This is a genomic window from Snodgrassella alvi (assembly GCF_002777745.1).
GTDB classification, from domain to species: Bacteria; Pseudomonadota; Gammaproteobacteria; order Burkholderiales; family Neisseriaceae; genus Snodgrassella; species Snodgrassella alvi_D.
The window spans coordinates 25,619-48,824 of sequence record NZ_MEIO01000054.1 but is presented as its reverse complement, the minus strand read 5'-3'; the positions used below and the strand labels follow the sequence as shown (position 1 = coordinate 48,824).

The 23,206-nt window shown below is 40.5% G+C and carries 25 protein-coding genes and 1 pseudogene; 11 read left to right on the top strand and 15 right to left on the bottom strand.

Features of this window, described 5'->3' with window-relative positions; genetic code table 11:
- Nucleotides 1-18 precede the first annotated feature (18 nt).
- From hscA to BHC51_RS08200, 5 genes are all read left to right on the top strand, one after another.
- Nucleotides 19-1,887 carry a Fe-S protein assembly chaperone HscA gene (gene hscA / locus BHC51_RS08220; RefSeq protein WP_100153774.1) on the top strand — a complete coding sequence of 623 codons (1,869 nt, stop codon included), beginning with the start codon at nucleotides 19-21 and terminating at the stop codon, nucleotides 1,885-1,887.
- Between the two features lie 53 nt (nucleotides 1,888-1,940).
- Nucleotides 1,941-2,567 carry a glutathione S-transferase family protein gene (locus BHC51_RS08215; protein ID WP_100153773.1) on the top strand — a complete coding sequence of 209 codons (627 nt, stop codon included), beginning with the start codon at nucleotides 1,941-1,943 and terminating at the stop codon, nucleotides 2,565-2,567.
- A gap of 74 nt (nucleotides 2,568-2,641) precedes the next feature.
- Complete coding sequence (fdx, locus tag BHC51_RS08210; protein WP_100153772.1) at nucleotides 2,642-2,983, top strand: ISC system 2Fe-2S type ferredoxin; 342 nt, start codon at nucleotides 2,642-2,644, stop codon at nucleotides 2,981-2,983.
- An 81-nt stretch (nucleotides 2,984-3,064) separates the two neighbouring features.
- Nucleotides 3,065-3,259, top strand: coding sequence for a Fe-S cluster assembly protein IscX (iscX, locus tag BHC51_RS08205; protein WP_100099347.1), 195 nt, complete (start codon nucleotides 3,065-3,067; stop codon nucleotides 3,257-3,259).
- Nucleotides 3,260-3,395: 136 nt separating this feature from the next.
- Nucleotides 3,396-3,752, top strand: coding sequence for an MmcQ/YjbR family DNA-binding protein (locus tag BHC51_RS08200; RefSeq protein ID WP_100123404.1), 357 nt, complete (start codon nucleotides 3,396-3,398; stop codon nucleotides 3,750-3,752).
- Nucleotides 3,753-3,971: 219 nt separating this feature from the next.
- Here BHC51_RS08200 and BHC51_RS08195 read toward each other — a convergent pair whose 3' ends face one another.
- The 6 genes from BHC51_RS08195 to ribF form a co-directional block, all read right to left on the bottom strand.
- Entirely contained in the window at nucleotides 3,972-4,784 is an 813-nt protein-coding gene (locus tag BHC51_RS08195) for an ABC transporter permease (RefSeq protein WP_218966401.1), read from the bottom strand.
- A complete protein-coding gene (locus BHC51_RS08190; RefSeq protein WP_100153771.1) occupies nucleotides 4,781-5,485 on the bottom strand; it encodes an ABC transporter ATP-binding protein in 705 nt (234 codons plus the stop codon). Before BHC51_RS08190 ends, BHC51_RS08195 begins: the two co-directional genes overlap by 4 nt.
- On the bottom strand, nucleotides 5,482-6,423 hold the full coding sequence (ispH, locus tag BHC51_RS08185; RefSeq protein ID WP_100099350.1) for a 4-hydroxy-3-methylbut-2-enyl diphosphate reductase: 942 nt from the start codon (nucleotides 6,421-6,423) through the stop codon (nucleotides 5,482-5,484). The genes BHC51_RS08190 and ispH overlap by 4 nt, the downstream gene beginning before the upstream one ends.
- A 42-nt stretch (nucleotides 6,424-6,465) precedes the next feature.
- Nucleotides 6,466-6,951: a signal peptidase II gene (gene lspA, locus BHC51_RS08180; protein WP_100153788.1), complete on the bottom strand. Its 486-nt coding sequence runs from the start codon at nucleotides 6,949-6,951 to the stop codon at nucleotides 6,466-6,468.
- A 102-nt stretch (nucleotides 6,952-7,053) separates the two neighbouring features.
- Complete coding sequence (gene ileS, locus BHC51_RS08175; protein WP_100153770.1) at nucleotides 7,054-9,840, bottom strand: isoleucine--tRNA ligase; 2,787 nt, start codon at nucleotides 9,838-9,840, stop codon at nucleotides 7,054-7,056.
- A gap of 92 nt (nucleotides 9,841-9,932) precedes the next feature.
- A complete protein-coding gene (ribF, locus tag BHC51_RS08170) occupies nucleotides 9,933-10,862 on the bottom strand; it encodes a bifunctional riboflavin kinase/FAD synthetase (RefSeq protein WP_100099353.1) in 930 nt (309 codons plus the stop codon).
- 236 nt (nucleotides 10,863-11,098) lie between these two features.
- Between ribF and BHC51_RS08165 the strand changes: the two genes are divergently transcribed.
- From BHC51_RS08165 to BHC51_RS08155, 3 genes are all read left to right on the top strand, one after another.
- Nucleotides 11,099-11,848 (top strand): amino acid ABC transporter permease, encoded by a 750-nt coding sequence (locus tag BHC51_RS08165; protein WP_100123400.1) that lies wholly within the window; start codon nucleotides 11,099-11,101, stop codon nucleotides 11,846-11,848.
- A gap of 121 nt (nucleotides 11,849-11,969) precedes the next feature.
- Nucleotides 11,970-12,587 carry a hypothetical protein gene (locus BHC51_RS08160; RefSeq protein WP_100123399.1) on the top strand — a complete coding sequence of 206 codons (618 nt, stop codon included), beginning with the start codon at nucleotides 11,970-11,972 and terminating at the stop codon, nucleotides 12,585-12,587.
- Between the two features lie 252 nt (nucleotides 12,588-12,839).
- A complete protein-coding gene (locus BHC51_RS08155; RefSeq protein WP_100153769.1) occupies nucleotides 12,840-13,559 on the top strand; it encodes a hypothetical protein in 720 nt (239 codons plus the stop codon).
- A gap of 84 nt (nucleotides 13,560-13,643) precedes the next feature.
- Here the strand turns inward: BHC51_RS08155 and drt2 are convergent, their stop codons facing one another.
- On the bottom strand, nucleotides 13,644-15,092 hold the full coding sequence (drt2, locus tag BHC51_RS08150; RefSeq protein ID WP_143558815.1) for an antiviral reverse transcriptase Drt2: 1,449 nt from the start codon (nucleotides 15,090-15,092) through the stop codon (nucleotides 13,644-13,646).
- A 432-nt stretch (nucleotides 15,093-15,524) separates the two neighbouring features.
- On the opposite strand from drt2, the gene BHC51_RS08145 reads away from it, so the two are divergent.
- Complete coding sequence (locus BHC51_RS08145; protein ID WP_100153767.1) at nucleotides 15,525-16,559, top strand: NAD(P)-dependent alcohol dehydrogenase; 1,035 nt, start codon at nucleotides 15,525-15,527, stop codon at nucleotides 16,557-16,559.
- A 563-nt stretch (nucleotides 16,560-17,122) separates the two neighbouring features.
- On the opposite strand, the gene BHC51_RS08140 is transcribed toward BHC51_RS08145, so the two are convergent.
- Nucleotides 17,123-17,647, bottom strand: coding sequence for a hypothetical protein (locus tag BHC51_RS08140; protein WP_100099356.1), 525 nt, complete (start codon nucleotides 17,645-17,647; stop codon nucleotides 17,123-17,125).
- Nucleotides 17,647-18,069, bottom strand: a complete 423-nt coding sequence (locus BHC51_RS08135) for a hypothetical protein (protein ID WP_100099357.1) — start codon at nucleotides 18,067-18,069, stop codon at nucleotides 17,647-17,649. The genes BHC51_RS08140 and BHC51_RS08135 overlap by 1 nt, the downstream gene beginning before the upstream one ends.
- Nucleotides 18,070-18,223: 154 nt before the next feature.
- On the opposite strand from BHC51_RS08135, the gene BHC51_RS13350 reads away from it, so the two are divergent.
- Together BHC51_RS13350 and BHC51_RS08125 are read left to right on the top strand one after the other, a co-directional pair.
- Nucleotides 18,224-18,451, top strand: a complete 228-nt coding sequence (locus tag BHC51_RS13350) for a transposase (protein ID WP_373885689.1) — start codon at nucleotides 18,224-18,226, stop codon at nucleotides 18,449-18,451.
- The gene (locus tag BHC51_RS08125) at nucleotides 18,451-18,681 is read left to right on the top strand and encodes a hypothetical protein (protein ID WP_100153766.1); all 231 of its coding nucleotides are present in this window, start codon (nucleotides 18,451-18,453) and stop codon (nucleotides 18,679-18,681) included. The genes BHC51_RS13350 and BHC51_RS08125 overlap by 1 nt, the downstream gene beginning before the upstream one ends.
- 404 nt (nucleotides 18,682-19,085) lie before the next feature.
- Here BHC51_RS08125 and BHC51_RS08120 read toward each other — a convergent pair whose 3' ends face one another.
- The 6 genes and pseudogenes from BHC51_RS08120 to BHC51_RS08095 form a co-directional block, all read right to left on the bottom strand.
- Nucleotides 19,086-19,496 carry a hypothetical protein gene (locus tag BHC51_RS08120; RefSeq protein ID WP_100099360.1) on the bottom strand — a complete coding sequence of 137 codons (411 nt, stop codon included), beginning with the start codon at nucleotides 19,494-19,496 and terminating at the stop codon, nucleotides 19,086-19,088.
- 393 nt (nucleotides 19,497-19,889) lie between these two features.
- Nucleotides 19,890-20,174 (bottom strand): YrhB domain-containing protein, encoded by a 285-nt coding sequence (locus BHC51_RS08115; RefSeq protein WP_100099361.1) that lies wholly within the window; start codon nucleotides 20,172-20,174, stop codon nucleotides 19,890-19,892.
- A gap of 270 nt (nucleotides 20,175-20,444) precedes the next feature.
- Entirely contained in the window at nucleotides 20,445-20,831 is a 387-nt protein-coding gene (locus tag BHC51_RS08110) for a hypothetical protein (RefSeq protein WP_037492353.1), read from the bottom strand.
- Between the two features lie 321 nt (nucleotides 20,832-21,152).
- Nucleotides 21,153-21,734, bottom strand: coding sequence for a hypothetical protein (locus tag BHC51_RS08105; RefSeq protein WP_143558814.1), 582 nt, complete (start codon nucleotides 21,732-21,734; stop codon nucleotides 21,153-21,155).
- A gap of 65 nt (nucleotides 21,735-21,799) precedes the next feature.
- Nucleotides 21,800-21,883: pseudogene (locus tag BHC51_RS13345) on the bottom strand (RHS repeat-associated core domain-containing protein); the annotation flags it as partial.
- 310 nt (nucleotides 21,884-22,193) lie between these two features.
- Complete coding sequence (locus BHC51_RS08095) at nucleotides 22,194-22,742, bottom strand: SMI1/KNR4 family protein (protein ID WP_143558813.1); 549 nt, start codon at nucleotides 22,740-22,742, stop codon at nucleotides 22,194-22,196.
- Nucleotides 22,743-23,206 lie beyond the last annotated feature (464 nt).

Sequence of the window (23,206 nt, the reverse complement as noted above, 5' to 3'; positions counted from 1 at the left end):
CAGGACAAAATTCAGATTATGGCCTTATTGCAAATTGCCGAGCCCGGACTATCCTCCGCCCCGCATGAACACCGCCGCGCCATTGGTATCGATCTGGGCACAACCAATAGCCTGGTAGCCACCGTGCGCAGTGGTCATGCAGAATGTTTGGCAGATGAACAGGGACAGATTACACTGCCCTCAGTTGTACGTTATCAACAGGATTGCCCTCCGGAAGTAGGCACAGGTGCATTAAAAGCTCAGCGCATTGATCCCACCAATACCATCAGTTCTGCTAAACGCCTGATCGGCCGCACCCTTGACGATATCAGAAATCAGTCTGAAGCCCGCTATTTACCATATCATTTTACTGATGATGAACGCATTATCAGTATTCACACCCGAGCCGGTAATAAAACCCCGATAGAAGTTTCTGCTGATATCCTGCGTGTACTGAAAACGCGGGCAGAAAACAGCCTTGGTGGAGAACTGGCCGGTGCCGTTATTACCGTACCAGCCTATTTTGATGATGCACAGCGTCAGGCAACCAAAGATGCCGCTCGGCTGGCAGGTTTGCATGTTCTGCGCTTACTCAATGAACCCACTGCTGCTGCCATTGCCTATGGTCTGGATAATGCCGCAGAAGGAACATTCATAGTTTATGATCTTGGCGGCGGAACATTTGATGTTTCAGTTTTAACCCTAAGCCGCGGCCTATTTGAAGTTAAAGCAACTAACGGCAATAGCGCCTTAGGTGGTGACGATTTTGATCAGCGCCTGTTCTGCTGGTTACTGGAACAGAATAAATTATCACAGCTAAATGCGCAGGATAGTGCATTATTACAATCACTTTCTCGAGCAGCCAAAGAAACCCTGACCATCGAAACCTCAACCACCATTGGTGCTACCCTTTCCAATGGGCAGCAGATTCTTACCGACATCAGTCGTGATACCTTCCATCATCTAACCCAGCCATTGGTGGCCAAAACATTGGAACCGGTTAAACAGGCCATGCGTGATGCCAATATCAGTAAAACTGACGTTAAAGGAGTAATCATGGTAGGCGGTGCTACCCGCATGCTGCATGTACAGCAGGCAGTAGCCACCTTCTTTGGACAAACACCACTGAATAACCTCAATCCTGATGAAGTAGTGGCACTAGGAGCTGCCATGCAGGCTAATGTGCTGGCAGGCAACAAAAATGATGATGAATGGCTGTTACTGGACGTAACCCCATTATCACTGGGTCTGGAAACTTATGGCGGGCTGGTAGAAAAAGTGATTCCGCGTAACAGCACCCTTCCAACCGCGCGCGCGCAGGACTTCACTACCTTCAAAGACGGGCAAACGGCCATGATGATTCATGTGTTACAGGGAGAACGTGAGCTGGTAGCAGATTGTCGCAGTCTGGCACAATTTACCTTGCGTGGTATTCCGCCGATGGCGGCCGGAGCAGCTCGCATACGAGTTACATTTCAGGTAGATGCTGATGGCCTGCTATCTGTATCTGCCCGCGAACAAACCACAGGCGTGCAAGCTCATATTGAAGTTAAGCCTTCATATGGATTAGACGACACCGTTATTACCCAGATGTTGAAAGACAGCTTTACCCATGCGCAGACTGATGCCCAGCAGCGTGCCCGTGCCGAAGCCATAGTAGAAGCAGAAAGTATTATTGCAGCAGTTAGCGGCGCCCTTACACTGGATGCGGATTTACTCAGCACCGATGAACAGCATGCCATTCAGACTGCACTAGAACAAACCCAACACCAGATTGAGCGTGGCAATGCACAAGATATCCGCGATGCCATACATAGCCTGAATCACGCAACTGATGAATTTGCTGCCCGACGCATGAACCGCAATATCCAGCGTGCCTTACAAGGTAAAAACGTCAGTGAAATTTAAAATTTCAACCACAGGCACATTAAAATATTTGCCTATACACAGGAGATAACAAAATGTTAAAACTATATTACATAGCTGGTGCCTGTTCATTCGTACCACATGTAGCCCTGCAATGGAGCGGGCTGGAATATACTGCTGAAGAAATAGGTCGCGACAAAGTTAAATCAACAGAATATCTGGCCTTGAACCCACAAGGGCAAGTACCTTTACTTACAGACGGTAACTGGACACTTAGCCAGAACATAGCCATTATTGATTACATTAACGACCTTGCACCCAACAAAGGCATTTATGGTGCCACGGCTAACAATGATCCTAAAGCCCGTGCCAAAGCACGCCAGTGGTTAGCTTTTGCCAATAGTGATTTGCATTCAGGATTTAAGCCTATTTTTGGTGCCGCCAGAATGATTGATGGCGAAGAGGTACAAAACAAACTTCAGACCAATGCCTGTGCCGCAGTAGCAAAAATGTTTGCTTCGGTTGACACAGTTCTGGCTCAACAGGATTACTTAACCGGTAACAGCATCAGTATTGCCGATGTTTACGTTTATATAGAAATGCGCTGGGCACAAAGATGTAAAATTGACCTGAGCCAATACCATAACCTGAATGCATTTTATCAGCGCGTAGAAGCAGACGCCGGCGTAACTGCGGTACTGAAAGCTCAAAGACTGATTTAATACCAACCTTGGCGTGGCTGATTTCACTTCTTAAAACCAGCCACGCCTGCATTATTTAGAAATACGGAACCACCATGCCCAAAATTACTGTACTGCCTCATCCTCAACTCTGTCCTGAAGGAAAAGTATTAGACAATATTCCCACAGGAACCAGCATTTGTGATGCATTACTTGAGCATGATATTGAAATTGAACACGCCTGCGAACAATCCTGTGCCTGTACAACCTGTCATGTTGTTATTCGCGAAGGATACGACAGCCTGCCGGAACCTACCGAGCAGGAAGAAGATTTACTTGATCAGGCTTGGGGGCTGGAAGCAGATTCACGCCTGAGCTGTCAGGCACGACTGGCTGACAGTGATGTTACTATCGAAATTCCCAAATACACCATTAACCACGCGCGTGAAGAGCACTAATACCAGACAGTACTGATCAACCATACTAAAGCTTTTTTATATTCTTTTGCCAATCACCCTCATTAAATACAGATTTACACTATGAAGTGGACTGATATACACCACATTGCCGAAGAACTGGCAGACCGCCATGAAGACATTGACCCTGTCAACATTCGCTTTACCCAACTGCGTGAGCTGATACTGGCCTTACCAGAATTTGATGACAAGCCTGAACACTGTGGCGAGCGCATACTCGAAGCAGTTCAACAGGCATGGATTGACGAAACTGCCTGAGCCTATATACATCAAATCACCAAGATGCCAGAAACAATTTAAACTCGGCAACAGTACTCAACTATTTGCTACCAAACCGGTTGACCATTTTACGGAGTAAACATTAGCTTTAGTGAATCGAAAAAAGGAAATAATCATGAGCCTTAAAAACAGATTAATTGAATACACTCATACTTTGAATGATGTACAAATTGATCATCCGTTTAAGCAATTTCCTGATTATAAAGTACTTCGACATAAAAGTAATGGCAAATGGTTTGGTTTAATTATGGTAGTTGAAAAAAATAAATTGGGCATTAACTCCAATAATATGGTGGAAATAATTAATGTAAAATCCGATCCAGAACTGATTTCCACAATAAAAAACAGCTCTGGACTATATCCAGCTTATCATATGAATAAAAATCACTGGCTAACAATAATGCTGGACGGGTCAGTACCTTTAGAACAAATAATAAGCTTATTAGACTATAGCTACAATTTAACCATCTAAATCACATAGATAATATTTTAAAGTGAAAAATTAGTGCTGACTAAATCAACAGTTAGTTCTTTGAAATCTACCCTAAAAAATTAATGCTAAAATCGAAATGATAGAATATCCCAAGTGATTCCCCATGCGGTACAGATAAATCAGCTTTAGTTTAGATTACAAATAAAAAATTCATCTATTTATGACTACCAACAGATTTTACTGATTAAAAACTAAAATCTAAATTTTTTCTATTTTTCGGCGTTGCAGACGCCAGTTACAAAACTCCCAGCAACGGCCAAACACACGACGATACACCAAAACTGCACATAACAAGCAACCGCCAGCAGAACCAGCACAAATCAGAAACATGGTCAGCAACTGAAAACGAATCGCCTGATCCGGTGGAGCACCGGCCAGAATCTGCCCGGTAATCATACCCGGCAGGCTTACCAGCCCTACCACACTCAACTGATTTATCGTTGGCAACATCCCAGCCACTACCGCTGCCCGTGCAGTATCTCGATAGGCTTCCCAGCCCGTGGCACCCATAGACAGCATCACTTCTACCCGTGCCTGTTGCTGGCGTAAATCCTGCGTTAACCGATCCAGACACAACGCTACAGCCGTTAAACAATTACCCAGTACCATACCTAAAATAGGAATCACATACTGTGGCGAATACCACGGCCGGATATGTAGTACCGCATATAACCCCACTGCCGCACTCAGCCATGAAGCCAGCCACACAGAGGATAAAGCATCCTGAGTCAAACCATGGTAAACATAGCTACCACGCGAACGCGCCGAAAATCCGGCTATCACAGTCATAACAACAATAATCAACAGTACCCAGTACCATTGATCGGCAGCAAATATCCATTTAAGTAACAAACCTAAAATGGATAATTGCACCACAGCCCGCACAGCAGAAATCAAAATCCGTTTAGTCAGCCCTAGCTTCAGCCACAATGAAACACCGGCACTCACCAGAATCAGTAACGAAGCTAAGACTAATTCTGCAATACTAATATAATTAGTCCCTTGCATCATTGCATCCCAGCTTGTGATGATTTTCTGGTATGAGTGATTCTACCGGCATCCAGATACCAGATTTCATCGCCGACCTCCATAACCTGTTGCTCACTATGCGAAATCCATATATAAGCAGCCTCAGGATTAGCCTGTTGCCACTGATTAACCAACCTTTGTACTGCACGAGCAGAACCTTCATCCAGTGAAGCAGTTGGTTCATCCAGCAACAAAACCGGCGGGTTTAATTGCACTATACGCAGCAAACATACCAGTTGTGCTTCACCTCCTGACAAATCTGTTGCGTCACGTTCCAGAAAATCCTCTTCTTTGCCCAAATCCTGAAATATCTGTTGCACATAATCTGGCTGAAACTTCACATGCCGATAATGATATAAAGTAAAAGGCAACATTAAATTATCCCGCACAGTACCCGGAATCAGCACAGCCTGCTGTCTTACATAAGCAATCTGGCTGCGATGCTGCGCAATACAAGACGAACTCAAATGCACAGGCTTGCCATGACGGTACAACGTACCCGCAGCAGGCAAATTCAGCAAAGAAATTGTACGTAAAAAAACCGATTTTCCTGCTCCTGACGCACCACTGATAGCTACCCGCGCACCAGCCATAAGCTGAAAATCGATATCCTTTAATAACATCCTGCCATCATCATGAGCACGCTGACATACACCGTCGCCAGATAAAACAGGCGTAATCATGATGAACCACGCAGCTCTTTCGGCAGAACAAACATAATATTTTCCTCCACACCAGCACCTTCAGTAACCGTTGGGTATCCCCAGGAAACAATAGTTTGTACAACATCGTTCACCAGTACCTCCGGTGCTGAAGCACCGGCAGTAATTCCTACTCGTTGCTTCCCGCTAAACCACTGCGTTTGCAGACATTCAGCGTTATCAACCATATAGGCATCAACACCAAGTAAAGCAGCAACCTCACGCAAACGATTACTATTCGAACTATTGGGAGAACCCACCACAATTACCACATCGCAGATTGCAGCAAGCTTCTTCACTGCTTCCTGACGATTAGTGGTTGCATAACAGATATCCTCTTTATGCGGACTTTTAATATTAGGAAAACGCTGTTTCAGCGCAGCAATAATCCCACTGGTTTCATCAACCGAGAGCGTTGTCTGGCTCACATGAGCCAGCTTTTCCTCATTACGAACCTGTAAACCGGCCACATCAGCAACTGTTTCCACCAGTAACATCGCACCTGGCGGCAATTGCCCCATCGTCCCTTCAACCTCAGGATGGCCTTTATGGCCAATCATCACAATCTGATAGCCCTGCTCATCAAGCCGTGACACCTCCTTGTGTACCTTGGTCACCAAAGGACAGGTAGCATCAAAAATGCGAAAACCACGTGCCATTGCTTCCTGTTGTACAGCCTGCGATACACCATGAGCCGAATAAATCAGCGTAGCATCCGGCGGCACATCATCCAGACTTTCAATAAATACCGCTCCCTTATTGCGCAGATTATCAACCACAAACTTATTATGTACCACTTCATGTCGCACATAAATAGGCGCACCATATTCTTCCAGTGCCCGTTCCACAATACTGATAGCACGGTCAACACCGGCACAAAATCCACGTGGATTGGCCAGCAAAATCTTTTTGTCACTCATTAAACGTCCCGTTACCTAGCTGATTTCACCACAGACAAAAAATCAGACCGCCTTTTTCTTTTGATGAAAAATACTTTCCAGCACCAGCAACACCGCGCCGACACAAATCAGGCTATCAGCAACATTAAATGCCGGATAAAACCAATTATGGTAGTAAAACAACAGAAAATCAACCACATGCCCATGAACTATCCGGTCAGCCACATTACCAGTAGCACCACCGATAACCAGCGCAGCAGCAATCTTACCCATCTTCCCGAATTCATCCCGGATAATAGCGCGCAACAAGTAAATACAAATCACCAGCGCCAGCCCCATAAAAAAGAACTTTTGCCAGCCACCCGCATCAGCAAGAAAACTGAACGCCGCGCCCGGGTTATACGTCAGAGTCAAATCAAAAAAACCCGGTATTACCGTAATTCGTTCCAGATATTGCACATGGTGCAAAACCATGTATTTCGACAACTGGTCAGCTATCAAGCCCAGAATAATAATTGCACCACATAAAAACATTTTTTTTCGTTGCATAACTTTCCCTAAAACCATAACAGGCGTGGCCGACCAAATCTGCCACGCCTGAATCGTTCAAATCATGCCAGAAAAACCGGCAACACAAGAACCATCATCCTGTCAGGCATACAGCCGTTGTTCACCAGCACCATCAATATTAAGCGCACAACGGCCACAGATAGTTGGGTGCTGCGGATCTGTACCCACATCATCAGTATAATGCCAGCAACGCTCACATTTAGAGCCCTGATCAACAGCCACAGTAGCAGAAAGCTCAGCACCCTCTTCCACCGTTACCGAAGCAACCATCAACACAAAACGTAACTCATCGCCCAATGCACTAACAAAAGGCAGAATTTCCGCTGGCACCTGAATAGTCACATCGGCTTGCAATGAAGAACCAACACTCTTATCAGCGCGCAACGACTCAATTGCCACATTCACCGTATCCCGCACCGCACGAATTGCCTGCCATTTCTGCGTTAGCCCAGCTACCTCGGCCTCAGACACAGACGGGAACACATGCGCAGTATGGTACAGCACACTATCCTCATCATTACCCGTCAATACCGCCCAGGCTTCTTCAGCAGTAAAGCAAAGAATCGGGCTCAGTAACAGCACCAGATTACGCGTAATATGATACAGCGCAGTCTGAGCACTGCGACGGCCATGACTATCAGCCTGCATCGTATACAAACGATCTTTCAGAATATCCAGATAGAAAGCACCCATATCTTCAGAGCAGAAATGCACAATATCCTGAACCGCAAAATGGAATGCATAGCGAGCAAAATAATCACCAGCCACACGCTCCTGTAGCTGCTGAGCCAGTACCAGAGCATAACGATCCATTTCCAGCATATCAGCAACAGCCACAGCATCAGTATCCGGATTAAAATCACTCAGATTAGCCAGCAGAAAGCGCAACGTATTACGCAACCGACGGTAGCTTTCCGAAACCCGTTTCAAAATCTCATCAGAAATTGCCAGCTCACCCGAATAATCCGTAGAAGCTACCCACAAACGCAGAATATCCGCGCCCAGACTGTCATTCACTTTTTGCGGTGCGACCACATTACCCACAGATTTAGACATTTTCTGCCCATTACCGTCCACCACAAAACCATGTGTCAGCAACTGTTTATAGGGAGCACTACCAACCGTAGCACAGGCAGTCAGTAACGAAGACTGGAACCAGCCACGATGCTGATCCGAGCCCTCCAGATACAAATCAGCCGGCCAGGTCAATTCCGGACGTTGGCGCAGTACCGCATAATGTGTACTGCCAGAATCAAACCACACATCTAGCGTATCGGATAACTTATCATACTCATCCGCGTCTGCACCCAATAACTCATGCTTATCCAGAGCAAACCATGCCTCAATCCCATGCTGTTCAATCCGTTTAGCTACCTCTTCCAGCAATTCAGCCGAACGCGGATGCAACTGACCGGTTTCCTTATGCGCAAAAAACGCCATCGGTGTGCCCCAATAACGCTGGCGTGATACCACCCAATCAGGACGGCCTTCAATCATCGCCTCCAGACGCGCACGTCCCCAGACCGGAAAGAATTCAGTTACATCAACCGCATCCATAGCCTTACTGCGCAGCGTCTTACCATCTGATCCTTCCTTATCCATACCGATAAACCACTGACCAGTTGCACGATAAATCAAAGGCGTTTTATGACGCCAGCAATGAGCATAGCTATGAGTAATTTTACCGTTAGAGAGTAACTTGCCCTCTTCAGCCACCCAGTCAATCACCACCGGATTACCCTCCCAGACCGTCATACCAGCTAATCGTGGCACATCACTGATATAACGTCCTTCAGCATTCACTGGGTTATACAACTGGATTCCATAACGCAGACAGGCAAAATAATCATCCAGACCATGAGCCGGAGCCGTGTGAACCAAACCAGTACCCGCTTCAGTAGTCACATGCTCACCCAGCAAGACCGGAATGTCCCGATCCAGAAATGGATGATTCAAATGCAGATTTTCCAGTTGTCGCCCAGTCACCTCAGCCAGTACCGCCGTATCATCAGCACCAAAACCATAACGACCCAATGCAGCTTCTGCCAGCTCTTTAGCCAGTACCAGCATACCTTTTGGCGTATCAATCAGCTGATAAACCACCTCAGGCCCAACACAAATCGCCTGACTGGCCGGCAAAGTCCATGGTGTTGTCGTCCAGATAACACCATAAGCTTCACCCAATACCTCATTTAATCCGAAAGCCTGCGCCAAAGCAGCGTTATCCTTAAACTGATACGCCACATCAATCGCAAAAGACACCTTATCCTTATACTCTACTTCAGCCTCAGCCAGAGAAGAACCACAATCCAGACAGAACTGCACCGGCTTTTCACCACGATACAAATAGCCACCCTGCTGGATACGGCCCAGAGTACGCACAATATCTGCCTCAGTTTGATAGTCCATAGTCAGATAAGGGTGTTCCCAGTCACCCAGCACACCCAGACGCATAAAATCCTGTTTCTGCCGGGCAATCTGCTCGTGCGCATATTCACGGCATAACTCACGGAACTTTGCTGCCGGAATATTCTTGCCATGCTTCTTCTCAACCATCAGCTCAATCGGCAAACCATGACAATCCCAGCCCGGCACATACGGCGCATCAAATCCGGCCAGCGTCTTACTGCGAATAATAATATCCTTTAACACCTTATTCACAGCATGACCAATATGAATATCACCATTAGCATACGGAGGACCATCATGCAGAATAAACTTCGGTCGACCGGCAGCCAGCTTGCGCAGCTTCTCGTAACGCTTCTGTTCATACCATGATTTCAACCAGCCACCTTCACGCTTAGCCAGATTACCGCGCATCGGAAACGGCGTATCCAATAAATTTACAGTTTTACTATAGTCAGTCATGACCTTCTCTTTAACAAAAATCTAATTACCTAATAATCTAATAACAATACAATTCAACAATTTTTACGACCACCCGAATACCATCCAGCAATTCAGGTAGCCTGCCATATTCGCGCAGCATCCATATCAGCAAAAATCTGTGCCTGCAACGCAGACAACGATTCAAACTTCAACTCATCACGTAACTTATGCAAAAAATGCACCTGTAAACGTTGTCCATATAGATCATCAGCACAATCAAAAATATGTACCTCAAGCTTCTGCTCACTGCCTGCACATACCGTCGGATTTTTACCAAAACTCGCCACACCCCGCTTACGTCCGAAAGCACCAACTACATCAACCACAAATACCCCATTCAAAGCATAATGCAAAGCTGGCAAATGTATATTGGCTGTCGGGCAGCCCAATTCGCGCCCCAGTTTAGCACCATGTTTCACCCGGCCACTAAGCGTATACTCATGCCCCAGCAACAACTGCGCATAGGCCAAATTACCAGCCGCCAGTGCCAGCCGCACCGCCGTACTGGATGCACGTACATCCTCAACCAATACAGACGGTGTACGCTCCGTCACAAAACTAGTCTGAGCCTGCAACAAAGCAAAATCGCCGCCACGGTGTGCGCCAAACCGAAAATCATCACCCACCAGCAAATAGCGAGCAGATAACTGTTCCTCCAGCACCTGTCTAATAAAATCCATCGGTTGCATCGATGCAAACCGCTGATTGAAACGCAAAACATATACCGCATCTACACAGCCACTTTCAGCGAGCAGATTCAGCTTGTCACGCAAGGGCGTCAGCCGGTAAGGCAAAGCCTTTCCAGACTGCTGCGCAAAAAACTCCTGAGGTTGCGGCTCAAATATCATCACAACCGAACCAAGCCCACGCTGGCTGGCTTCCTGACGTAAACGCAGTAAAATATGCTGATGCCCACAGTGCACCCCGTCAAAATTACCAATTGTTACCGCTGTACCGCCAGACCAATCCGGCTGCTGCCCGCTCCCCAACCAAACTTGCATACAATTCTTGAATGAATCAAATAATAAAACATATCATTGTAAACATTTCAGCCAACCTTAGCCAGAGTAAATAATCAGCATTTTCAACCCCATCTACTAACAAATCCGCTTGATTCTCAATAGCAAACAAAATTTGATACAGTTACAACAGCATTTCTTGCTAAAATAGCGGCTACTGAACGCTAAGGCTTACCACAGCCAGCTGCAACACCTCAAAAACTACATTAGGTAACACAATGGCCTTTCGTTTCGACATCATCTACGAATACCGCGAAATGTTTTATTACGGTGCGCTAACCACCCTTGGCGTCACCCTGATTTCCACAATCATGGGCACCTTGCTCGGCCTGATATTCGCCCTTGCCCGCGTAATCCGCATAGAAAAAGGCGGCTTACCCGTGCGAGCCCTAGTATGGGTATTGCGGCAGATCTCACTACTATATGTCACCATCTTTCGTGGCACCCCCTTATTCGTACAGATTTTCATCTGGTACTTCGTCTGGTTTCCGCTCCTTATCAACCCCACCGACGGCCTGATTATCAGCGGCGATCTCGCCATCGAACTGCGCCGCAACTATGGTGCACTCATTGCCGGTATACTGGCACTTTCCGTTAACTCTGGTGCCTACATCACCGAAATCTTCCGCGCAGGTATCCAATCAATTGATCGCGGCCAGTTTGAAGCATCTCGCTCCCTTGGTCTCAGCTACACACAAGCCATGCGCTACGTCATCCTGCCTCAAGCCATCCGCCGCATGCTGCCACCGATTGGGAACGAATTCATCACCCTACTTAAAGACAGCTCCCTGCTTTCAGCCATCGCCGTTGCCGAGCTCGCCTTTGCCGCCCGAGCCGCAGCCGGACGTTACCTTACCTACGACACCCCACTTTACACAATTGCCATCATTTACCTGATTATGACCATAGCCCTAAGCTGGTTCTTCTCATCGCTGGAGAAAAAATACAATAAAGGCTATCAGCATTAGATTAAGGTTATAGTTGGGAACGCATCGAAGTAAATGATTCTGGTTTTCGACATAAAAACAGGACGGCAACCAGTAATGACCATGATTTTACCGTATTTCGCCGATATAAAGGGACCATTAAATGATAATTAAAAATAAATTAATGATAATAATAAAAATAATTTCTTTATGTTTATTACTATGTTTTAGCCTAACAACGTTCTGGTACTATATTTATAGAGTTAAGGTTGATGTAGATTTTTGCCGACAACAGTTAGCAAAAACAGATATAAATAAAGATTTTTTCGATTTTATTGATCAGCAAGCTATAAATGCTACTAATCCCCTTTTATGGGAGACAATAGAACACCGGGATGAGATATTTCAATTTTCTATTACTCAAAAAATGAGAAAAGATCCTGTTACTTATTTAGGGGATGTTCTAAAAGTGATTAGCTCATCCAAATATGATGAAAATCAAAAAATGTCTGCCATATTTCCTATGAAATATCTTTCTGTAAAGCATTATCTGTGTGTTATGGATATTACTAATAAGGCTTATGAGCAAGGCATTATTAACAAACGCTTGCTTCAAGAAGTGATAAGCCCTGATCCTTATTATGGAATAATTAGTTATTTTTGGTGGTTACCTGATTGGCAAGAACGTTTTAAAAAACATGCGGATCAACTTTATTCTCAAAAATATATTCAATTCATACTTGCTGGTGGACAGTTTGAATTATTTCCACTAAAGGCATAACAATATATTCGATTTAGTTTACTAAGAACCAGAGAATAAATCAGTGGCGGCAGCTATATCAAACTCAGCCAGCAAGGGATTGAATTAGGGACAGGAAAAAACGTGATATTAAGATGTCAGAGCCTGCAAAAAATGAGCACCAAAAACCTATTAGCCAGCAGTGCAAACATAACACATCAAAAACTAAATGTAGCATTAAAAACAACGTTGAAAAAAACGCAATGGATATTTTCAAAATAATGGTGAATAAATATGAGCTTAAACAATGCCACCGACTGGCAATTTCCGGTGGGTGACAAGCAATACAGCCTAAGTAAACTATTCACCGCCTTAGCCGAGGCGCAGTCAGGGTATTATCTACTGGGAAAGAATCAGCAATGGCATGGGGGTATTCATGTCGATGCTCAGGTACTAAACCAGTTGCAACTGACCGATAAGGTGGCAGTCAAATGCATGGCAGAAGGGGAAGTGGTGGCCTATCGGCTCAATGATAACTACTTGCGGTTAGAGAAACCGGATAAAAAAGTGGCGTTTTACTCCAGTGGATTTACCTTAATTCGCCATTTATTGCAGATGGACTACGTCGCCCCGTCGTATTCAATTAATGATAAGTTCGAGGTGGTAAGTGGTCAAGATTCGCTGACCCATGGCGTCCATATTCGCCGGCGTCCCCGAGGGGAATATGTTGGGTATTTGATGAATGGGGCAAATATTACCCTTGATATCGACTATCAATATCAGAGCGATAACGGCTATTACTGGTATCCGTTATTAGCGATAAATAATGGTTATTCCTCAATACCGAAGTTAACGCCAATCCCATTGCCCGCGCCCCCGACCGAGCTAGCGGCTGTCGGACCCGTGGCAAGCTGTCTGGGCTGGCTGTCCTTAGGTCGCTATCCGCTCACCCATAATCAGCAAATCATCTTAGGGCAGCGGGATAAAGCCAGTGAAAATCAGGCCGTTATGTAACTATTAAGAATAATATAGTTAAATAAGCAGAGCTATTAAGTAATATATAAATAGCTCTGCTTATTTAATTTTTTCAATGATGTATTAAATTTTTTTAAAATGATTTCTAACCTGACGTTTAATTCTATGATCTTCAAAATGTTGAGAAGCACGTTTAACATAAGATACAAATTTTCTATGTCCCAAATGAGAATATCTACTATATAATTTATGTTTATATAATATATCATCTCTATTTTTATCTTTAGATTTAATAGCTAATTTCTTTGCTTTATGCAATTTTTTATAAAATCGTGATATTGAACCTGGTCTAATAATAGCTCTCTCACCATCAAATATCATCCCTAAATATTGTAGATAACCTTTTTTACTTATGCTCATACCCATAATATTATCTTTTTCTAACATAGGCATAACAATTTTAATATGGTTATCAATTTTTTTGAAAAACACAATTTCCGTTTTAGATTCTTGAATCTGCAATTTTTGACTTTTAACCAATTGAGAAATGTAGTTTTGAATATCTTTTAATAATTGAACATTATCACCAGGAATAATTATAAGAATATCATCGCAATACCTGAAGTACATTGCATTAAAATTTTCCAAATATCTTTTACTTGCAATATCAAACTCCAGCATATAAATATTTGCGAGTAAGCCACTCAATGGAGAACCTTGCGGAATGCCTTTGTGATAATTAACTCGAATTAGATTAGCATTGCTAATTCGGTTTCTGAATTCTGTTGCATGCTTGCAAAGGGAAATTAAAGGCTCATTTACATATCGACCAGCCCTTTTTTGTTTTCTTCTTCGCAACATAGTCCGTGAAATATTTAATGCATGTAATGCATCATCCAATTTCACATATGAGTAACGAGAAAGGCTCTTGTAAATCGCATAATGATCTGCTGGAAGCTTACCACTGTAAATATCCAAAACATTAAGCCAAGCGTCTTTCAATACATCATGATTTAGATTATCAAAAAATTTCTTTATATCAAGACATAAACAAAAGCAACTTTCCTGTTGTTTAATAAGATCAAAGGCATCTTTAGCAAAATGAATATTCGACTTACCGATTGAACTATCTCCATCAAGTCGGATTTTACGAAAAGCTAGTATATTATTTTGTAATTCTTCTCTAATCAATCTATCTTCGTATTTTTTACCTAAAATATAGGCGTAATATGAATAGATAAAACTATCTTTATGTGAAGCATAAGAAATATTTCTAATTTTAGGAGGTAGTTTTTTTACAGCTCTGCAATCATTCAATCGTTGCAATCTTGGAGTTTTAGTCTCAAACTGAATAAAAGGCAAAAATTGATGGGCTACTACTTTTGAAGAGATATCTGATTTAGATTGAATAGTAGATTCCAAGCCTATCAAGTGAAAAAAATGATTGTTTAGATTTACATTATTCTGTTCTTTATTAAAGCCTTTAGTTAATGGCTTATCAAAATGCAAATAACGCCTAGGTTTAAACCAAGAATAATTCAAATCTAAATTTTTTATTTTTTCCTTTGACATGATATTAAAGGTAAAAAAATTAAAGATATTTATTAAGGGGTGAGGGCTTGATCCCGTCCATCTACAGCCCCCCACCACGTTAAATTTGCATTCATTTGAATGCAATCTGTTCTATACGAAGAACGCGACGGATAATTAAATTGATATAATAACCATGTTAATAATATCTTATGGCTTAAACCTTATGTTCTGTATAGAAATAAACTTTACGCTTAAGATTCAAATATTAACCCTCAGAACCTATGTTCTGGTAAGCCCATTACTATTATCTATTCACAAATAATAGTAATTGCTGCATATATAATATCAAAAACAACACATTTCTACAATATGTTTGGATACTTCATCAATAACTATTTATACCTTGACTAAATTTAAATAAATTGTTTAACTTTGATATTAGCAAAATTTGATACTTCAAAAGGAGAAACCATGAAAGCCGTCAGACTACATGCCAAAAACGATATACGGATAGACGAAATCGAAAAACCAAAACCCAAAGCTGGTGAAATACTAATTAAAATCGGCGCAGCAGGTGTTTGTCATTCCGATTTACACCTGATTCATATGGGCATACCTGACGGAGCACCGGCATTTACCCTTGGACACGAAAACGCCGGCTGGATTGCAGAACTGGGCGAAGGCGTAACCGATTTTCAAGTCGGAGAAGCTGTCATGGTTTATGGACCGTGGGGCTGTGGTCATTGCGCACCCTGTCAGCAATCCATGGAAAACTACTGCGAACACCAGCCCGAATCACCCATCCTTGGCGGCGGTCTAGGCACCAATGGCGGCATGGCCGAATACATGATTGTACCTTCCAGCCGTTTACTGGTTCGCCTGCATGAATTACAACCAGAACAAGTTGCACCACTTTCCGATGCAGCACTAACCCCTTACCATGCGATCAAACGTTCAGCCAGCAAAATAACACCATCCTCCTTCGTTTTTGTCATTGGCATTGGAGGCTTAGGACATATGGCCGTACAAATCCTGAAAAAAATATATTCAGCCACCATCATTGCCGGTGATATTGCCGATGACAAACTAGAATTAGCCAAAAAATATGGTGCAGACTATTTAGTGCGTACAGACAGAGACACCGACAGCGTTGTTAAAGACATTACCCAGATTACCGGCATAAAAAAATGTGCCGCCGTACTCGACTTTGTTGGTAATACCCCAACTCTGGCCTTAGGTGCACAAACAGTCGGCTTAAACGGAGATTGGACAGTAGTCGGGCTGGGAGGTGGAAAACTTGATTGGCACAGCATAAACCAGCCATGGGGAGCATCGCTCTGTACACCTTACTGGGGCTCGCGGGTCGAACTAATGGAAGTACTGGACATGAAGAGAAAAGGCCTCATCGACATCGAATACACCACCTATCCCCTATCCCAAGCCTTAGAAATATACGACAAACTATCTAAAGGACAAATAAAAGGCAGAGCCGTACTGATTCCTTAATCTCCTTGACAACACAAAACAGGTTGAGAATTTATAAATTCTCAACCTGTTTTACACATCAAGCACCCGCACATTTACCCTCCTAAAATATAATCATTTATCATCCAATCAATTATCCAGAACCTCTTGTATAAAAGAAAACCATTCCGGCAAAAGCGAATCTCCTTGCCTACCCTCTAGCTGTAACTTTCTTGCAGCTTTTCTATAGCCTGCATAAAATCATCATAACCCAGCAAAACAATCAACTTATCTTCGGGCAGATTTCAACATCGCTCCCAATACAGAAACTCAATATCCTCTTCTTGCTATAAGCAGATCTTGCCATTAAAATAATCCAAACTCTTACAACACATTCTAATCCCGTATTTCATCATAAGCACAAAATTTAATTTCTAACTTTGCCCAATCTTCACCAATAAACACAACATATCAAACTAAATTTTTATCTAACAACATAAACTTTATAAAGCATATTCATCACAACCCAAAACATAGCCATAACTTAAAGCTCATAACTAAAAATTGAAAAATCATTGCCAGCAAATCTTAAAATAACCATATATTCATAACTCATCCTCATTTTCATTATTAGATAAATACAAATACTTAAATTTCTTATTTCTGGCTAAATTTATATTTTCATCTTTTAAGTAAATAAACCTGACAACTTCACCTCTCATAAATCTTTTTACATCATCAAATGAATTCACTTTGTACCGAGAGCTTATTATCAAATCTCCGTCCTCAAATGGTACCTTCTCCTTATCGTTCCTTTGCGATGATTGCCACGATAAAGGCAATATTTTCCTTATTCCCAATACTTTGCATTTCCCAGGACCATCACCATCCCAACATCTTTCATATGCACCAGAAGAATCATTACTAATTTCTCTTCGAGTTTCCGAATTAAAAAATGCATATCCAAGCCCGTCAGCCCAGTTCACATTCTTTTTTATCTGTTGATAAAGCTGTCTTCTGCTATTTGCATAAATCAAACAAAATTCCTCATCAATAGAAAAATCCTTCTGCTGTTTATTATCTTCCGTAGCTAACATAGTACTAACCATATCAATCACAAACCACCCCATTACATCATCTCCATTGCTTTGGCCAGATAACCATTACCATAATCATAATAATCCAACTCAACCTCATCGCCCTGCGCAAACCTTGCCGCATTTTTCAGACTATCTGCATAAAATAATGAATAAGCCAGTTCACAACCACTATCTGAAACACCATCGAAAACACCATCTACTTTAGTTGTTATCGAACAAAATTTTCTAGTACCAAGTAATACCTTCCTGACTTTCTTATGCTGCCAAATAATAGTTCTTTGATTTTGTTGCTTAAGAAAATCTATTTTTGCCATTACCTTTTCCCTGAGTTCATCATTATCCCTGAATTTAAAATAGTAGTATTCCTCTTCCAGAATAAATTCACACTGTTCTTCCAATCTTGTTCCATCTTCTACAATCAAAAAAATAAAACTTACTGAACCAGCTTCCATTAATACCTCTCAACACCATAGTAAACAAAACATTTTTAACTTAAAAATCATCCCTGTAACTATCCCATAAAATAGTACAGCATAAAAATAGAAAATTCTCTTTATTAACCCACAGAGGATTTAATCATGTAAAAATGACTGAACATCAAATCGTATCTATTTAAATAAAACTAAAGCCAGCTTTCCTGTTAAAGAGCTTTACCATAAATATAGCATGGGCAATTCAACTTTTTATAAATGGCGTGATAAATACGGTGGTATAGAAACGTCCGATATCAAACGTTTAAAGGAGCTAGAGGCTGAAAACCGTAAGCTTAAGCAGATGTTTGCTGAGCTCAGTTTAAAATCTCAGCTTCAGGAGGAAATCATAAAAAAGCTATAGTGCCTACTCAAACACGTAAAGCTTGGGCTGTACAACTGCAAGAAAGTCATTCTGTTACTATTGCCATGAGCTGCGCTATTGTTAGCTTAAGTCGCTGCGCTTACTATTATCAACCTAAATTACCGGATGATTCAGTGATTATGTCGGTACTAAGTGCTATTACCGATAAGCATTTACGCTGGGGCTTTCCTAAATGTTTTAATCGCATCAGAAAGCTCGGCTATAAATAGAATTATAAACGTGTTTATTGAATATACTGCCAGTTAAAACTTAATCTAAAGGTAAAGCGTAAACAACATATTCCTCCGCGAAGCCCAGAAAAACTATCAGTACCGAATAAGCTAGGTGAATATTGGCCAATGGATTTACCGAGTGAATATAAAAAACCTAAAACAAGTAGCATAATTTTCTAGCTGAATCTTGTACTGACTTTGGAATATTTACACTAAAAATCCTAATTTCAGTTTAATTTTTTACAATCTGATTCACTAATAACACTCCATTGATGGTTTAAAATACACTAAATGTCCGATTAAAAGAGACTACTACACCTAAATATAATGGCACGCCTCCTCCCTGGAAATAAACCAACCTCATTATAAAGAAACTAAACAATAACCGATTTTTTATTAAACTATTTTAAATATACAGCAAATGCTTTAATATAATCATCAAGCGTTGAAATATTCTCCAGATCTATCGATTTATTTAATTCTTTTTCTCGTTCTATTGCGATATCTGTTAAAGCTTGCAATTTAGGGTGGTCTACAACAATTTGCAGTATTCCCATCTCAGCCAGACAATCTTCTGGTCTCAAATAGCCAGAAGGAATATCAAAATTAGTTGCAACTTCATTCCATAACTCCAAAATACTTATTTCAGATAGATTACTATCTTTATAGAAGGACAGAATCTCCGCATCAGATAAATATTTTCTTGTATCCTTTAAATTATTCAGATATTTCTTTCGATGACTTTTATCTATCACACACTGAAAAATATAACAAATCACAAATATAGAAAATAAAATAATAATCATTTCCATAATCTTCTGCAAATCAGTTAATACATAAACATTTATCAAAACTACACACAATACAACTATCTATCACCACACCAAATAAATATCTACCATATAACCTAACCAAAATCGAAAAAAATAGAACAACAACACCTATTCAGACAACAAAATTAAAAGATTGGCGTTTATTTAAATTCAACCGAAAACAAATCATCTAACCCTACATATAACCGTTTATGCTTGCACCAATAAGCATAAGCAGCAAAGACTTATTGCAATTTTTTGGTTGTCATAAATCCTTTTCCTTAAACAAACTCTATTTTTATAATTTTAAAAGTTACCACCGCCACCGCATTATCAAACAAATAGCTTTTCTACTATAGATGAAATTTTCTTTTATAAAAACTTAAATAAATTTTAATTTTTACATTTCATTTTCTTTTCATTTATATATTCATTAAGATATTTTTCTATCGGATAAGCAGTCCCTGTATCGATGATTGCTCCGTTATCTTTGTCAATTATAACTGGAGCGTTACCTGCTAATAAATAAGAGGTATTTCCTGTATCCAAATATTGTCGAGATTGATAACAAAAATACCATCCCTCAGAAAATCTTTCTACATGAGTAATTTCAAAAGAACAATCCATTGTAGCTATATAACCTTTTGCTAAATCTAAAGCTTCATTAAAAGTAATCATCAATTAGTCCTCATCAATCTATAAGATTTGTATTCACCTGTAATGGATCCCCTACCAGACTGCAACTGGATATATTTCTAATTATAGCTAACCGCAGACTAAATAGTACTTTTTAACTTACTTGTATAATATTACAATTAAAGTTTATTAATTAAAATAGATTGAAATATCTGAATTAAAAAATTAGCTTATTTAACAAATTTCAAATCTTGAATAATGGATTTAATTTAACTTCCTACTAAAATTAGTAGGAAGTTAAATTAAACGTAATTAAAACACACCATCTTTTGTTATATAAATTGCATCTGACTCATGTGGTATTGAATTATCCCAATTCATGACATTTAATATTTCAAGACCCATTTTTCTCATTATCTCCCATTCGGCACAATTGCAAAGTGCTTCATTATCCCAATATTGGATGTTTTCAGGACCGCTAATTGACCCCATATAGTCATCCAGTTTTTTAAAGGCTGCACGTTGCTCATTATTTATTTTTGAAGATACTTCCACGTCTTCTAAAATCTCATATTCAATGCCCCAATCAACTGCTAGTTCTTCAGCCACATTAGAAAAATCGGGAAACAAACTTCTCTGAACTTCATAAGGCAAAGCTATTACTTGAGCAAGCCATTTAAGTTTTTTTAATTTTTTCATACTATATCCTTTAAATTTTAAATCTATTTATATTTTTCAATTAATACTACCACAAATAAAAAATAAAATAAAATAAAGAACTCAATTTAATCTTTGAAAAAAAATTATTATTAAAATATAAAAATAATACTGAACCAATAAAATTTTGCCATTCTGACAAAAGTTATTTCATATTAAACCTTTATATTTTATATATTTTTTAATTTAATCTTAATTCTAAAATGATTTAATTTTAAAATTTTTTCTTATTTATAGATTATTTTTTCTTTTTCTCCAGATGTTGGTTTATATGTTGCCTTATCAACCACTTTAATTGTGCCATCAGTTGTAGTAGATACTTTGTAATATTCTCCTACATGGCCCCCCACCTGGATGCACTTGTATTTGAGAAATATTTGGATGATTTTTAACAGCTACAACTTCGGCTTTTTTTGATCCTTTAACAGATGGTCTGATTGTAGCTTGATTACCAGCTTTAATAAAGTCATCGACAATATTTTCGGCTGTCTTTCCCCAAATACCTCGAGGGTTTTTAAGAAAATCTTTAGCAACATTGTATGCCATTGCTTTTGGCATAACAGGCTGTGCTGCTTTTATATCATCTCGTACCGCACCTGTAATACCTTTATGCTTAGCAAATTTGGCAGCAGCGTATCCTTTATATGCCTTGGCAAAATCTATAGCTGCTCTTGCCAACGTAACTGCATCTTGTGCCATACCAATATAAGTACAATATCGATATGCATCTGAGCATTTATCAACACCACCTACATTAGTTTTATCTCTCAACCATTCGGTTGCCCCAAAGCTCATGTAGTCCCCATATCCTGCAAGACAATTTACAAGTCCTTGAGAGGGCACCCAACCAGTAGTATCGTAAATAAATCCCCATGCCTTATCCATACTCCATAAACCATATGGGTCGGCATACATCAATGAATTGGCATAACCATACAAATTCAGTTCACCTATCCTCCCAGCGGATCAGCTTCTATATAGCGCCCTATGTTCGGGTTATAGTGTCTGGCTAAGTTGTAATATAGGCCGCTTTCCTGATCATAATACTACCCAGACTGGCACAGATTCAGCATAATCTGGTTATCCAAGTCCAGTTGAGTATTACCAAAGAATCAGCAATGCCTTTCCACGTTTATTGCCCTCTTGAATTTACTGCCTACTGCGGCGTACCCAGATAATCGGTTATCAGGTAGTTATAGTCTGCGTTTTTTAAAGCTCGGTTATTGCCAGACTGGCCTGCCATATTGAGCTGCTTCCTCATACAGTATCCGGCATCCAATCATACGCCACCCGCATTATGCCATTCTGATCCAGTTCAGCTTTTAAAGCATAATCAAAGTACATCTATTGACATTCCTTTATCCTCTTATACAAAAATTCTAAGAAATTTTGTGCATAAAACATAGACTCATCCTCTGACCAATAAATATATATTGGACATTCATTATTTTCATATTTTGTATAATCAAAAAAAAATTCACCATCAATATCTGAATGCAACATAAATAATTGTTTATCCGTTGTAAGCTTATTTTTTAAATCTACAATATAGTTATAAACTATATCTCCAGCATATGCTATATCTGTATTAAATTCATAGGAATCGTAGTAATCAAAACCTTCATAAAGACTAAATATTTCATCTCCACAAATTAATCCGTAAGCATAATGATTTAAAAACCATTTGTATGAATCAGTAAAAGGTAGCCCAATAAAATCTTCTGCTTTTTTAATATGCAGTGCACTAACTGCATTTTCGGCTGTTCCAAAGTCAACTAAATCCTGATTTTGTTCAATTAAATTTATTACATCATTTTTTGATATATGCTTCATCATTTTACCTTTGATCATTTTTTGCTCTTTCTTTCCAATACCCTTCTCTCCAACTATCAAATTTATTTCTATCAATTCGAGTTGGCTATTTAGTATTATAATTTATATGTAAGGCTTTGTGATTGTTTTTATGCATGGTGCCAGACACTTCAGCAATTGCTCCCCCTCGAATTTTAAGATAAATGATATGCATTTACGGGTTTTCCATTGTAACTAACCCCAAACGCTTAAAGCAACTGGAAGCTGAAAATCGTAAGCTTAAGCAGATGTTTGCTGAGCTGAGTTTAAAATCTCAGCTTCAGGAGAAAATCATAAAAAAGCTATAGTGCCAACTCAAGCACGTAAAGCCTGGGCTGTGCAACTGCAATAAAATCATTCTGTTACTATTGCCTTGAGCTGCACTATTGTTGTTTTAAGCCGCTGTGCATAAGTTATCGGATGATTCGGTGATTATATCAGTGCTAAGTGCTATCACGGATAGGCATTTACGCTGGGGTTTTCCTAAGTGTTTTAATCGCATCGGA